General features: G+C 70.6%; 15 protein-coding genes and 1 pseudogene. 9 read left to right on the top strand and 7 right to left on the bottom strand.

The features are described 5' to 3' along the window. The first annotated feature begins 50 nt into the window (after positions 1-50). Genes IEZ00_RS14090 through IEZ00_RS14075 form a run of 4 tightly spaced genes read left to right on the top strand, consistent with a single transcriptional unit; the run spans position 51 to position 3,346 of the window. Positions 51-530 carry an FxsA family protein gene (locus tag IEZ00_RS14090; RefSeq protein WP_189223664.1) on the top strand — a complete coding sequence of 160 codons (480 nt, stop codon included), beginning with the start codon at positions 51-53 and terminating at the stop codon, positions 528-530. A gap of 39 nt (positions 531-569) precedes the next feature. Next, on the top strand, positions 570-1,529 hold the full coding sequence (locus IEZ00_RS14085) for a TIGR03885 family FMN-dependent LLM class oxidoreductase (RefSeq protein ID WP_189223663.1): 960 nt from the start codon (positions 570-572) through the stop codon (positions 1,527-1,529). Continuing rightward, complete coding sequence (locus tag IEZ00_RS14080) at positions 1,526-3,088, top strand: alpha-amylase family protein (protein ID WP_189223662.1); 1,563 nt, start codon at positions 1,526-1,528, stop codon at positions 3,086-3,088. The genes IEZ00_RS14085 and IEZ00_RS14080 overlap by 4 nt, the downstream gene beginning before the upstream one ends. Before the next feature lie 27 nt (positions 3,089-3,115). Beyond that, positions 3,116-3,346, top strand: coding sequence for a DUF2188 domain-containing protein (locus tag IEZ00_RS14075; protein WP_189223661.1), 231 nt, complete (start codon positions 3,116-3,118; stop codon positions 3,344-3,346). 140 nt (positions 3,347-3,486) lie between these two features. Here IEZ00_RS14075 and IEZ00_RS14070 read toward each other — a convergent pair whose 3' ends face one another. The 4 genes from IEZ00_RS14070 to IEZ00_RS14055 form a co-directional block, all read right to left on the bottom strand. After that, complete coding sequence (locus IEZ00_RS14070; RefSeq protein ID WP_189223660.1) at positions 3,487-3,663, bottom strand: DUF397 domain-containing protein; 177 nt, start codon at positions 3,661-3,663, stop codon at positions 3,487-3,489. Then, positions 3,660-3,872 carry a DUF397 domain-containing protein gene (locus IEZ00_RS14065; protein ID WP_306344674.1) on the bottom strand — a complete coding sequence of 71 codons (213 nt, stop codon included), beginning with the start codon at positions 3,870-3,872 and terminating at the stop codon, positions 3,660-3,662. The genes IEZ00_RS14070 and IEZ00_RS14065 overlap by 4 nt, the downstream gene beginning before the upstream one ends. 211 nt (positions 3,873-4,083) lie before the next feature. After that, entirely contained in the window at positions 4,084-4,335 is a 252-nt protein-coding gene (locus IEZ00_RS14060; protein ID WP_189223659.1) for a DUF397 domain-containing protein, read from the bottom strand. Positions 4,336-4,369: 34 nt separating this feature from the next. Beyond that, entirely contained in the window at positions 4,370-5,218 is an 849-nt protein-coding gene (locus IEZ00_RS14055; protein WP_189223658.1) for a helix-turn-helix domain-containing protein, read from the bottom strand. Between the two features lie 276 nt (positions 5,219-5,494). Between IEZ00_RS14055 and IEZ00_RS14050 the strand changes: the two genes are divergently transcribed. Further along, a complete protein-coding gene (locus tag IEZ00_RS14050; protein WP_189223657.1) occupies positions 5,495-5,746 on the top strand; it encodes an HC3 family zinc finger protein in 252 nt (83 codons plus the stop codon). A 41-nt stretch (positions 5,747-5,787) separates the two neighbouring features. Further along, positions 5,788-6,549, top strand: a complete 762-nt coding sequence (locus IEZ00_RS14045) for a helix-turn-helix domain-containing protein (RefSeq protein ID WP_189223656.1) — start codon at positions 5,788-5,790, stop codon at positions 6,547-6,549. Here IEZ00_RS14045 and IEZ00_RS14040 read toward each other — a convergent pair. Then, positions 6,534-7,205 carry a response regulator gene (locus IEZ00_RS14040; RefSeq protein WP_189223655.1) on the bottom strand — a complete coding sequence of 224 codons (672 nt, stop codon included), beginning with the start codon at positions 7,203-7,205 and terminating at the stop codon, positions 6,534-6,536. The genes IEZ00_RS14045 and IEZ00_RS14040 overlap by 16 nt on opposite strands. Next, positions 7,202-8,776, bottom strand: a complete 1,575-nt coding sequence (locus IEZ00_RS14035) for an ATP-binding protein (protein ID WP_229795621.1) — start codon at positions 8,774-8,776, stop codon at positions 7,202-7,204. The genes IEZ00_RS14040 and IEZ00_RS14035 overlap by 4 nt, the downstream gene beginning before the upstream one ends. Positions 8,777-8,928: 152 nt before the next feature. Between IEZ00_RS14035 and IEZ00_RS14030 the strand changes: the two genes are divergently transcribed. Genes IEZ00_RS14030 through IEZ00_RS14020 form a run of 3 tightly spaced genes read left to right on the top strand, consistent with a single transcriptional unit; the run spans position 8,929 to position 11,904 of the window. Further along, the gene (locus IEZ00_RS14030; protein ID WP_189223653.1) at positions 8,929-9,900 is read left to right on the top strand and encodes a Bug family tripartite tricarboxylate transporter substrate binding protein; all 972 of its coding nucleotides are present in this window, start codon (positions 8,929-8,931) and stop codon (positions 9,898-9,900) included. Continuing rightward, positions 9,897-10,391, top strand: a complete 495-nt coding sequence (locus tag IEZ00_RS14025; protein WP_189223652.1) for a tripartite tricarboxylate transporter TctB family protein — start codon at positions 9,897-9,899, stop codon at positions 10,389-10,391. The genes IEZ00_RS14030 and IEZ00_RS14025 overlap by 4 nt, the downstream gene beginning before the upstream one ends. Continuing rightward, on the top strand, positions 10,384-11,904 hold the full coding sequence (locus IEZ00_RS14020; protein WP_189223651.1) for a tripartite tricarboxylate transporter permease: 1,521 nt from the start codon (positions 10,384-10,386) through the stop codon (positions 11,902-11,904). The genes IEZ00_RS14025 and IEZ00_RS14020 overlap by 8 nt, the downstream gene beginning before the upstream one ends. Positions 11,905-11,981: 77 nt before the next feature. Here IEZ00_RS14020 and IEZ00_RS14015 read toward each other — a convergent pair. Continuing rightward, positions 11,982-12,239 (bottom strand): annotated as a pseudogene (locus IEZ00_RS14015) (ArsR/SmtB family transcription factor); the annotation flags it as partial. Positions 12,240-12,293 lie beyond the last annotated feature (54 nt).

Here is a 12,293-nt window from a genome sequence, read left to right as displayed (position 1 = left end):
GTAAATATTCCGGCCGGGGACGTTTTGCGGGGTCGGTGCGTTGAGGGGGTATGCGCCTGCTCGTCGTGCTGCTGACCGCCATGGCCGTGGAGATCGCCGTCCTCGCGGCCGTCACCGGTTCCCTCGGCTTCCTGCCCACGCTGGGCCTGCTGATCGCGGGCGGTGTGGTCGGGTCGCTGCTGATGCGCCGGGAGGGGGCGCGCACCCTGGTCGCGTTCAACGAGGCGCTGCGCACCCGTCGCGCGCCGCACCGCGAGGTGGCCGACGGGGTGCTCATCGCCGCGGCCGGGTTCCTGATCGTGGTGCCCGGCTTCATCAGCGACGTGCTGGGCCTGTTCCTGCTGTTCCCGCCGACCCGAGGACTGATCAGCAGGCGCATGGCGCGCGGCGCGGAGCGGCGCGAGCGGGCCTTCGTGCTCAACCACCGCTACGGCAGGCCCCCGACGGCGGGCGGTGTCGTGGTCGAGGGCGACGTGATCGACGTCCGCCCGGACCGGCCCGGCACGACCGAGCGACCCGAACTGCGCTGAACCGGTGTCGCGCGCACGCCGGGCGGGTAGTGGAAGGTCATGACCGTCTACGGGGTGCACGCTTCCCACGAGCAAGTTCACCCGACCCGGTTGCTCGCCGCGGTGCGGCGGGCCGAGGAGGTCGGGTTCGACGCGGCCATGAGCTCGGACCACTTCTCGCCGTGGAGCAGCAGGCAGGGCCAGTCGGCGTTCGCCTGGTCCTGGCTGGGCGCGGCGCTGCAGGCCACCTCGCTGCCCTTCGGCGTGGTCAACGCGCCCGGCCAGCGCTACCACCCGGCGATCATCGCCCAGGCCATCGGCACGCTGGCCGCGATGTACCCCGGTCGGTTCTGGGCGGCGCTGGGCACCGGTGAGGCCAGCAACGAGCACATCACCGGCGCCGGTTGGCCGCGCAAGGACGTGCGCTCGGCCCGGTTGCTGGAGTGCGTGGAGGTCATCCGCGCGCTGCTGCGCGGCGAGGAGGTCAGCCACGACGGCCTGATCACCGTCGACCGGGCCAGGGTGTGGACGCTGCCGGAGGAGCCGCCGCCGCTGATCGGCGCCGCGGTCAGCGTCGCCACCGCCCGCTGGTGCGCCCAGTGGGCCGACGGGCTGATCACCGTCAACGCGCCCGCCGAGCACCTGCGGCGGATGGTGGAGGCCTACCGGGAGGCGGGCGGGCGCGGCCCGCTGCACCTGCAGGTGCACCTGAGCTGGGCGCCCGACGAGGACACCGCCACCGCCATCGCCCACGAGCAGTGGCGCAGCAACGTCTTCCCGCCCCCGGTGTGCTGGGACACCGAGACCGCCGAGCAGTTCGACATCGTCTCCGAGCGGGTCACCCCGGCCCAGGTGGCCGAGGTGGTCAACATCTCCGCCGACCTGGGGTGGCACGCCAAGACCCTGCGCGAGTACGCAGACCTGGGCTTCGAGCAGATCTACCTGCACCACGTGGGGCAGGAGCAGCAGCGGTTCCTCGACGCCTTCGGCGAGCGCGTGCTGCCCGAGGTCCGGTCGTGAAGCTGACCCGCACCGCCGACGTGTGGTGGAAGAACGCGGTGGTCTACTGCCTGGACGTGGAGACCTTCCACGACTCCGACGGCGACGGCCACGGCGACTTCCGCGGCCTGATCCAGAAGATCGACCACCTGCACGCCCTGGGCGTGACCTGCCTGTGGCTCATGCCGTTCTACCCCTCGCCCGACCGCGACGACGGCTACGACATCACCGACTTCTACGGCGTGGACCCGAAGCTGGGCTCGTTGGGCGACTTCGTGGAGTTCGTGCGCACCGCCCGCGACCGGGGCATGAGGGTGATCGCGGACCTGGTGGTCAACCACACCTCCGACCAGCACCCGTGGTTCCAGTCCGCGCGCAGCAGCCCCGACTCGCCCTACCGCGACTGGTACGTCTGGCGCGACCAGCCGCCGCCCGACGGCGACCAGGGCGTGGTCTTCCCGGACAAGGAGAAGTCGGTCTGGCAGTACGACCGCAAGGCCAAGCAGTACTACCAGCACAAGTTCTACAAGCACCAGCCCGACCTCAACGTGGCCAACCCGGCGGTGCGCGACGAGATCGCGCGGGTCATGGGGTTCTGGATGGAGCTGGGCCTGTCCGGGTTCCGCGTCGACGCGGTGCCCTTCCTGCTGGAGACCGACCGCGTGCAGGCGGTGGACCTGCCCGACCCGCACGACTACCTGCGCGACCTGCGGGCGTTCCTGTCGCGGCGCAACGGCGAGGGCGTGCTGCTGGGGGAGGTCAACCTCCCCTACACCGAGACGATGAAGTTCTTCGGCGACGGCGTGGGCGACGAGCTGCACCTGTGCTTCGACTTCATCGGGATGCAGCAGATGTTCCTGTCGCTGGCGCGCGAGGAGGCCAGCCCGCTGACCCACGCGCTCAAGGAGCGCCCGCAGCCGCCGCGCGACTGCCACTGGGCGACCTTCGTGCGCAACCACGACGAGCTGACCCTGGACAAGCTCACCGAACCCGAGCGCCAGGAGGTCTTCGCCGCCTTCGGCCCCGACCCCGACATGCAGCTCTACGGCCGGGGACTGCGCCGCAGGCTGCCCGCCATGCTCGGCGGTGACCTCAGGCGCGTGAAGATGGTCTACAGCCTGCTGTTCTCGCTGCCCGGCACCCCGGTGCTGTTCTACGGCGAGGAAGTGGGCATGACCGAGGACCTGTCCCAGGAGGGCAGGCTGGCGGTGCGCACCCCCATGTGGTGGGACGCCGCCGCCGAGCAGCGGCGCGACCCGGACTCGCTGCTGGCGTGGACCCGCAAGCTGGTGGAGCGCTACCGGGAGTGCCCCGAACTGGCGTGGGGCGCTTTCCAGGTCATCGACACCGCCGAGCCCGCGGTGTTCGCCCACCGCTGCGACATCGACGGCGGCACCGTGGTCGCCGTGCACAACCTGGCCGAGGCCGAGGTCTCGGTGCAGCTGCCCGGTCTCGGCGGTATCGCCGCGCTGACCGACCTACTGGTCGACGGCACCGTGGAGGTCTCCTCCGACGGCGTGGCCGAGGTCGACCTCGGCGCGTACGGCTGCCGGTGGTTCCGGGCGCGGAGCGGTTCGTGAAGTCCATCGAGGAAGGAGAGGTGGCCAGTGGCCAAGGGTGACGTCGAAACCCAGTTCGAAGACGGTCGGTGGAAGAACCAGGTCGAGGGCGGCGAGCGCGCCTCCAACACCGCCGCCACCAAGGCCGAGGCCGTGTCGGAGGGCCGTCGCATGGCGTCCGACCGCGGCGTCGAGCACGTGATCAAGAAGCAGGACGGCACCATCGGGGAGAAGAACACCTACCCCCGCGACCGCGACCCCAACCCGCCCAAGGGCTGACCCGCGTGCCGTGGCCCCCGCCTCCCGGCGGGGGCCACCCCGCGAACCGAGCGTTCCGACACCGCGAGTCGAACCTCCGGACACCCCGAGTTCAACGTTCAGGACGTCCGAACTCCACACTCGTGCGTCGTGGGCCGGCATCAACCACCCGATCGACCTCTGCGCACCGCAGCGATGAACTCGACGATCGCCCGGTTGTCGAACCGGAGTACTGAGCCTTCCGGGCTCTTCGAATCGCGCACCGCGCAGAGGTCCCGGCGAACTTCCACGCAGTTAGTCTGAGCACTGCTCCTGCTGGACTTCCGCCATTGAGTCATCGGGTAAAGCACCCCTGCTTCGCGGCTTCGAGGAACACGGCGAGCCCCGCAGGGCCGATGGTGAGCTTGAGGACGGGGTTCTTCGAGTCGCGCAGGGCGGTGTGGGAACCGGCGATCTCGACACAGTCGGTGTTGGGGCCTGAATGACTTGATTTTCGCCAGTGGCGAGTCATGGTGGTCTCGATCCTTCTCACCTCTTCCGCGATCACTACCGGCTACTGCTCTGCGGTGGCGGAGGTGGCCCTGGGCATCACCCGCAGCCTCGCTCACTGTGGCGCAAGGGGCGACTCGCGCACGAGCACTCCGCCGGATGTTCCCCCAATTGCCCACGGTGCACGGCAGTTCAAGATCACGAACTTGACGATGACACGCCGGGGGGTTCGGCGGCGCGGTCCGCCGAACCCCCAGTACGGGCTGCGGCTAGCGCTCCTGACGATGTCCGGCTGCGTGCGAGATGAACTTCCGCCATGCACTACCGGAGAACACCAATGTGGCTGCGGTGCGGTTTTTGGTATCGCGCACACCCACCACGTGCGCGGCGGTGTTGTAGCCGACCTCGACGCAGGACTGGTTGGGGTCGCTGTACGCGGCCTTGTGCCACCCGGTGAGCTGATCGGCTCCCTGCGGCAACACGCCTGGGAACTGGTGTCCTTGTCCCAATGGTCTGGTCATCGTTTCTTCTCCCTCGTATGCCATCAGTCCATCACTACACGCGCAGGACGTCGCGGGACTGCTCGGGACCGAGTGCTGCGGCCCGCTGGTGCTCCCACACCGTCAGGTAGTCCGTCACCTCCTCCTGGTTGGAGGTGACGTAACCGTCCTTGAGCCCTTCCATGTGCACAAGTTCCACGCGGGGATCGCTGTCGTATCCGAAGATCGTGTAGGTGAACGCCTGCCCGAAGTAGTAGCCGACACTCCACGGAACGACCTGCACCTCGACGTTGGGGCGGTCGATGGCTTCGGCGAGGACCTTCCTCTGATCCCGCTGGATGGTGGAGCTGCCGTTCATGTTGGCCATGCGCTCGAGGGCAGCTTGGTCGATCACGAACCAGAATCGCTGGTCAAGGTTGTCCAAGATCGCTTGCCGTCGCAGTCGCAAGGCGATCGCCACCTCGATCTGGTCGGCACTCATCGACGGTCGGGCCGCGCGGAACAGCGAGTGCATGTAAGGCTCGGTCTGCAGCAGTCCGGGGATCGTCATGCTGTTGTGCTGCCACAACCGGTGGGCACTGGTCTCCAGATCGACCACCTCGCGCATCGTGCCCTCGAAGCTGGCGCGCAAGGCGGTACGGGAAGCTCGCTTCTCTCGACTTCGTGCCAAGCGCAGCAGGCGTTCGCGCGTCGGCTCGTCTGCCCCATAGCCCTCGAACAGGGCTTTCAGGTCCGGCAGAGTCACACCGCTGTCGCCGCGCTCGATGTTGCCGATCTTATTCTGCGTGCAGTCCAAGATCTTGCCCGCTTCGGCCTGGCTCATCCGGCACGCGACGCGCAGTTCCGCCAGCTTGCGACCGATGATGACGTTAGCCACCCGTTTTGGGATTGCGGCGGTGATCATCTCGCCTCCGGTTCGCATGCTCTCCTCTGGCAGCGGAACGTAGCAGCCATGTTCACCCTCTCGATTGACTAGCGAACTTGTTTAAACATGTCTAGCTTTTGCGGCAGGTCGACAGCACTTGCGAAGGACTTTCATGACAACGACTAAACAAGCTAGTGGTGGGCAAGGTCGTTCCGCCGGTGACACTCCGTACCAGAAAGTGCAAACAGACGGTTGCTCCGGGCCTGCGCCCACTGAGGGGGCAGTGGCACAGTCCGGTGAAGTACGGCGGCTGCGATGACCGACGTACGCGAGTTCCGCTGGCTTCCCCACGCCGGGCGGCGGCACGCCATCCCGACCGAGCTGGCCGCGTTCGACGAGGGCCGGACCCTGTGCGGCATCGCGGTCACTGTCCCCAACCGGCCGCTGCCCCGCATCCCGGACTGGTGTTGGCCCACCTGCGCCGGCTGCGACCTGGCCTGGCGCACCAGCGAGGGCATACCGGCCTACCCCAGGTCGGGGCGATCGCCCTCGGGGAAGGCGTCGTGAACCACCCCGACAACGCCGCACCGCAGCAGGAGGAAGACTCCATGACCAGGTTCCGCGAGTTCGTGGCGGCGGAGTACGCCCAGGGCAGGACCATCCGCGCGCTGGCGGCGCTGACGGGCCGCTCCTACGGGACGGTGCGCAGCGCGCTGGTCGCCGAGGGCGTCGCGCTGCGGTCGCGCGGCCTGCGGGCGCGGGAAGCGGCAGGCGATCCCCAGCGCGAGGAGTTGGCGGTGCTGCTGCTGTCGTTGCGCCTGAGCGCGGGCCTGACCGGCCGGGAGGCGGGCGAGCGGGCGGGCATGAGCCAGTCGAAGGTCTCCAAGCTGGAGACCGGCCGCCTGGCCCCGAAACCGGAGGACGTCGCACGGCTGGCCGACGCCTACCGCGTCCCGCCGGACGTGCGCGGGCGCATGACCGCGCTGGCCGCCGAAGCCCTGGCGCGGAAGCGCCGCCGTCCGGTCCTGCTGCGCACCCGAGCCTGCCACAGCCCGCGTGTGGCCCGCGCCGAACAGGCCGCCACCGCCGTCCGCGTGCTGAGCCTGGGGCGGCTGCCGGACCTGGAGGCCTACCGGGGGCGGCTGAGCCTGCTGGTGCCCGAGCGGGCGGCGTGGCCGGGTCTGCCGCCGGGCACCGGTGTCATCCCCTGCGCGGTGCCGCTGCCCGACACCGGCTTCCGCGTGCTCGACGACCGCGTGGTCGTGGTGGAGCTGCTGTCGGGCGACGTGGTCCTCACCGATCCCGACGACGTGCGCGCCCACGTCGAGCGGTTCGAGGAGCTGCGGGCCCGCGCTCAGGTCAGCCGGTAGCCGTGCGCGGGCCGGTTGGCCATGCCGTAGCGCGGCTGCACCTCGGCCTTGCCCACCGACACCAGGTGCTCCAGGTAGCGCCGCGCGCTGACCCGCGACAGCCCCACCCGCTCGGCCACCTCCTGCGCGGACATGTCCTCCTGGCAGGACCGCAGGGTCTCGGTCACCAGCTTCAGCGTCACCGCCGAGAGCCCCTTGGGCAGGTCGCTGGTCCGCGGCCGGTGCAGCAGCAGCTGGTCGACGTCCTCCTGGTCCAGCCACGGCCCCAGCCGCTGCACCTCCGAGCGCCGGGCCAGGTACTCGCGCATCCGGTCCAGGAACGCCGCCCTGGTGAACGGCTTGACCAGGTAGTGGTCCACGCCGCGGGACATCGCCTGGCGCACCGTCTCGCGCTCGCGCGCCGCGGTCACCGCGATCACGTCGACCTGCGGGCCGCTGCGGGCGCGCAGCCGGGCCAGCACCTCCAGACCCGACATGTCGGGCAGGTGGATGTCCAGCAGCACCAGGTCCGGTTCCAGCTCGTCCACCGCGCGCAGCGCCTGCCCGCCGCCGTGGGCCTCGCCGACGACCTCGAACTGCGGCAGCGACTCCAGGAAGGCCCGGTGCACCGCGGCCACCGCGAAGTCGTCGTCCACCACCAGGGTGCGCACCGTCACCGCGCACCCGCTTCCGGCAGCCACACGTCGAACGCCGCCCCGCCCAGCTCCGACTCCGAGACCCGCACCCGACCTCGTCTTCGGGTGACCACCCTGGACACCAATGCCAGTCCAATCCCTCGTCCGTGCGCCCCTCGGGGCGCTTTGGAACTCACACCCAGCGTGAAGATCCGGTCCCGGTCGGCTTCCGCCACGCCGGGGCCGTCGTCCTCGACCACCACCCGCACGCCCTCGCCGTCCGAGCGCACCAGCACCCGCACCGTCCCGCCGGTGTCCACCGCGTCCACCGCGTTGTCCACCAGGTTGCCCAGCACGGTCAGCGCGTCGTCCCCGGCGCGGGCCACGACCCGCGAGTCCTGGGCCAGTCGCAGCGCCACGCCGCGCTCGTGCGCGGTGCTGGACTTGGCCAGCAGCAGCGCCGCCAGCGCCGGGTCGGCCATCGCGCCACCGATGATCTCGGAGGTCACCGACCCGGCGCCACCGACCCGCTCGATGTAGCGCACCGCCTCCTCGCGGCGGTCCAGCTCGACCAGGCCGCTGATGACGTGCAGGTGGTTGGTGAACTCGTGCGCCTGGGCCCGCAGCACCTCGGTGACGGTGCGCTGGCCGTCCAGCTCGCGCAGCGCGTCGTGCAGCTCGGTGCGGTCGCGCAGGGTCAGCACCACCCCCACCCGGCGGTCGTGGGTGCGGGCGGTCATCCGGTTGGCCACCAGCACCCGCTCGCCCGCCAGCACCAGCCGGTCGGCCACGTCGTCCACGCCGCGGGCCAGGTCCAGCAGGCCGCCGTCCTCCAGCACCTCGGCGGCGGGCCGCCCGGTCGGGTCGTCGGTGAGCCCCAGCAGCCGCACCGCCTCGTCGTTGACCAGCGCCACCCGCTCGTGCTCGTCCACGGCCACCACGCCCTCGCGGATGCCGTGCAGCATCGCGTCGCGGGTCTCCAGCAGCTGGGCGATCTCCGCGGGTTCGAGCCGGAACGTGCGCCTGCGCACCATCCGGGTCACCAGCGCCGAGCCCAGCACCCCGACCAGCGCGGCGGCCGCCAGCCAGCCGATCAGCTCGGGCAGGTCCTCGGCGAGGTCGTCGTCCAGGGCGCTCTCCAGGATGCCCACCGACGCCATGCCGATGATCTCCCCCGACGCGGACCGGATCGGGACCTTCGCGCGCAGCGAGGTGCCCAGCGTGCCGGTCTCGGTGCCCACGAACACCTGCCCGGCCAGCGCGGTGCTCGGGTCGGTGGAGACGTGCTCGCCGATGCGCGCCGGATCGGGGTGGGAGTAGCGCACGCCGTTGCGGTCGGTGACCACCACGTAGGTCACCTGGGAGGCGTTGCGGATCAGCTCGGCCAGCGGGTGGATCGTCTCCGAGGGGTTCGGGGAGTCGAAGGCTTCCACGACCGTCGGCAGCCGTGCCACGCTCTCGGCCACCGACAGCATCCGCTCCATGTACGACTGCCTGATCCGATCGCTCTGCAACTTGGCCGCCAACAGCCCAGCGGCGCAGGTGGTGACCAGCACGATGGTCACCTGCAACACCAGCAGGGTGACCCCGAGCGGGACCGATCGGCGGCGCATGGGGGGCATTCTGGCGTACGGCCTGTGAACGCTTCCACGACCTAAACGACCAATACGCTCGTTACGACCAGTGTCTTACCCAGTACAGTCCGTCCTCCTACCGTTCCCGGCCACCGGAGCGCGTCGCTCCGATGAAGGGTGGAGGACCCGAGATGTCGAGAAAGCACACCCGACTGGCCGCGGCCGTCGTCGCCGCAGGACTGGTGCTCGCGGGGTGTGGAGGATCGAGCCAGGCGGGCTCGGTCAACAAGTTGGAGATCATGGCCCCGGCCGACCCCGGCGGCGGTTGGGACCAGACCGCGCGCGCCATGCAGGCCGCCATCACCGGGGCCGACCTGGTCGACTCCGTCCAGGTCAGCAACGTCGGCGGTGCGGGCGGCACGGTCGGCCTGCAGAAGCTGGCCACCGAGAAGTCCGAGAGCTACATGATGGTCACCGGCCTGGTCATGGTCGGTGCGGTGGAGACCAACGGCGCGGACAAGCGCCTGGAGGACACCACCCCGATCGCCCGGCTGACCGCCGAGGACGAGGTCGTCGTGGTGCCGGCGGAATCGCCGTACCAGACCATCGACGACCTGCTCAAGGCCATCGAGGAGCAGGGCAAGGCCATCTCGATCACCGGTGGCTCGGCCGGCGGCACCGACCACATCCTGGCCGCGATGCTGCTCAAGGCGAAGAACATCTCGTCGGACAAGCTCAACTACGTGCCCTACTCCGGTGGCGGCGAGTCGCTGGCGGCGCTGCTGGGCGGCCAGGTCACCGCGGGCATCTCCGGCATCGGCGAGTACAAGGAGCAGATCAAGGCGGGCAAGCTGCGCGCGTTGGGCACCTCCGGCCCGACCCCGCACCCCGACCTCAACGCGCCGACGCTCAAGGAGGTCGGCACCGGTGTGGAGCTGATCAACTGGCGCGGCGTGGTGGCCCCCGGCGGCATCTCGGTGGCCGCCAAGGACGAGCTGGTCAAGCTGGTCACCCAGATGCACGACAGCCAGGCGTGGAAGGACGAGCTGACCAAGAAGGGCTGGACCGACACCTTCCTGACCGGCCACGAGTTCTCCAAGTTCCTGACCATGGAAATCGGCCGCATCAAGCCGGTGCTCGAGGAAATCGGCCTGGTGAAGTGATCAGCGAGAAGGTCGAGGAGTACGTCTTCGGCGGCCTGGTCGCGGCGCTGGGGGTCTTCACCCTGGTCGACGCCACGACCATCGTCGTGCGCGGCTCGGCGAACACCGTCGGGCCGCGCGCCTTCCCCTACGCCGTGGGCGCGCTGCTGGTCGTGACGGGGATCGCCGCGATCGCGGCCACCGCCCGCGGCAAGCTGGGCGAGGCGGAGGAAGCCGAGGACATCGACACCCACGTGCGCACCGACTGGCTCACCGTGGCCAAGCTGGTCGCCGTGCTGGTGGCCCACCTGGTGCTCATCGACGCGGTCGGCTGGCCGGTCGCGGCGGCGGTGCTGTTCGCCGGTGCCGCCTGGACGCTGGGCGCGACCTGGTGGCGGGCACTGGTGGTGGCGGTGGTGCTGGCGCTGGTGGTGCAGGTGGTCTTCGCCTCCGGCCTGGGCCTGTCGCTGCCCGCGGGGATCTTCGAAGGGGTGCCGCTGCTCGATGGGTAGCTTCAGCGCGCTCCTGGACGGCTTCGCCACCGCGGCGCAGCCGGAATACCTGCTCTACGCCCTGCTGGGGGTCACCCTCGGCACGGCCGTGGGCGTGCTGCCGGGCATCGGCCCGGCCATGACGGTGGCGCTGCTGCTGCCGTTGACCTACACGCTGGAGCCCACCGCGGCGCTGATCATCTTCGCGGGCATCTACTACGGCGGCATGTACGGCGGGTCGACCACGTCGATCCTGCTCAACACGCCGGGGGAGTCCGCGTCGATCGTCACGGCGCTGGAGGGCAACCGGATGGCCAAGGCCGGGCGCGGCGCCGCGGCGCTGGCCACGGCGGCGATCGGCTCCTTCGTGGCGGGCACCATCGCCACGCTGCTGCTGACCGCGCTGGCCCCGACCATCGCCGACCTGGCGGTGCAGTTGGGCCCGGCGGACTACGCGGCGCTGATGGTGCTGGCCTTCGTCACCGTCGCGGCGCTGCTGGGCTCCTCGCCCGTGCGGGGCCTGGCCTCGCTGGCGCTGGGCCTGTTCATCGGCCTGGTCGGCACCGACACCCTCACCGGCCAGTCCCGCTTCACCCTGGGCGTCGACACCCTGGCCGACGGCGTCGACGTCGTGGTGGTGGCCGTGGGCGTGTTCGCCGTCGGCGAGGCCCTGTACGTGGCCTCGCGGCTGCGGCACGGCCCGGTCGAGGTGGTGCCGGTGGGCGGCAAGTGGTTCACCCGCGAGTTCTGGTCGCGGTCGTGGAAGCCGTGGCTGCGCGGCACGTTCATCGGCTTCCCGATCGGCACCGTCCCCGCAGGCGGCGCGGACGTCTCGACGTTCCTGTCCTACGCCGCGGAGAAGAAGCTCTCCAAGCGCCCCGAGGAGTTCGGCAAGGGCGCGATCGAGGGCGTGGCCGGGCCGGAGGCGGCCAACAACGCCGCCGCCGCGGGCGTGCTGGTGCCGCTGCTGACCCTGGGCCTGCCGACCACGGCCACCGCCGCGGTGATCGTGGCGGCGTTCCAGAGCTACGGCATCCAGCCGGGGCCGTTGCTGTTCACCAACAACTCGGCGATGGTGTGGGCGCTGATCGCCTCGCTCTACATCGGCAACGTGATGCTGCTGGTGCTCAACCTGCCCCTGGTCAAGATCTGGGTGAAGGTGCTGCAGATCCCGCGGCCCTACCTGTACGCGGGCATCCTGCTGTTCGCCGCGCTGGGCACCTACGCGGTGAACTTCGTGGTGGACGACCTGGTGGTGCTGCTGGTGATCGGCGTCGTCGGGTTCTTCATGCGGCGGCACGGCTACCCGGTCGCGCCGCTGGTGGTGGGCCTGATCCTGGGGCCGATGGCCGAGGAGCAGGTGCGCCGCACGCTGCAGATCAGCGAGGGCGACCTGTCCGCGCTGGTGACCAGCCCGTTCGCCGCGGTGGTCTACGCGGTGCTGGCGGTGGTCGTCGTCGTGGCCGCGGTGGTGCGGGTGCGCCGACCCAAGGCCGCGGCGGCGGTGGAGGACAAGACGCCCACCGCGGTGTGACGCGGGGGACTTCCGGGTGGCCGGGCGGGGTTGGTCTCCCGCCCGGCCACCCTTTTTCGCGTGATGTCTCAGCGGGTGCGGAAGCGGTCCAGCCACGCGTCGACCTCCCGCAGCGGCGCGGCGTCGACCGCGTAGAGCCGCCGGGTGCCCTCGGCGCGGACCGTGGCGAAGCCGGTGTCGCGCAGCACCCGCAGGTGCTGGGAGACCGCGGGCTGGGAGATGCCGAACTCGGCGGTGATCACCTCCGTCACCGCGCCGGAGGTCCGCTCACCCTCGGCGAGCAGCTCCAGGATGCGCCTGCGGACCGGGTCGCCGAGGACGTCGAACGCGCGCACCCCGCCACTGTATCGGCCACTGTGCCTGCCGCCGCTTGTGCCGCGGCCGTGCGT

It is taken from the genome of Saccharothrix coeruleofusca (genome assembly GCF_014648515.1).
GTDB lineage: Bacteria > Actinomycetota > Actinomycetes > Mycobacteriales > Pseudonocardiaceae > Actinosynnema > Actinosynnema coeruleofuscum.
Note: the sequence above shows the minus strand (reverse complement) of the source record. Positions and strands in the feature narration are given on the sequence as shown.

Bases quoted from the DNA above. Each gene is read 5' to 3' on its own strand.
- IEZ00_RS14090 (WP_189223664.1), top strand. From the start codon at position 51: ATGCGCCTGCTCGTCGTGCTGCTGACCGCCATGGCCGTGGAGATCGCC.
- IEZ00_RS14085 (WP_189223663.1), top strand. From the start codon at position 570: ATGACCGTCTACGGGGTGCACGCTTCCCACGAGCAAGTTCACCCGACC.
- IEZ00_RS14070 (WP_189223660.1), bottom strand. From the start codon at position 3,663: ATGACTCAATGGCGGAAGTCCAGCAGGAGCAGTGCTCAGACTAACTGC.
- IEZ00_RS14060 (WP_189223659.1), bottom strand. From the start codon at position 4,335: ATGACCAGACCATTGGGACAAGGACACCAGTTCCCAGGCGTGTTGCCG.
- IEZ00_RS14055 (WP_189223658.1), bottom strand. From the start codon at position 5,218: ATGATCACCGCCGCAATCCCAAAACGGGTGGCTAACGTCATCATCGGT.
- IEZ00_RS14050 (WP_189223657.1), top strand. From the start codon at position 5,495: ATGACCGACGTACGCGAGTTCCGCTGGCTTCCCCACGCCGGGCGGCGG.
- IEZ00_RS14045 (WP_189223656.1), top strand. From the start codon at position 5,788: ATGACCAGGTTCCGCGAGTTCGTGGCGGCGGAGTACGCCCAGGGCAGG.
- IEZ00_RS14035 (WP_229795621.1), bottom strand. From the start codon at position 8,776: ATGCGCCGCCGATCGGTCCCGCTCGGGGTCACCCTGCTGGTGTTGCAG.
- IEZ00_RS14030 (WP_189223653.1), top strand. From the start codon at position 8,929: ATGTCGAGAAAGCACACCCGACTGGCCGCGGCCGTCGTCGCCGCAGGA.
- IEZ00_RS14020 (WP_189223651.1), top strand. From the start codon at position 10,384: ATGGGTAGCTTCAGCGCGCTCCTGGACGGCTTCGCCACCGCGGCGCAG.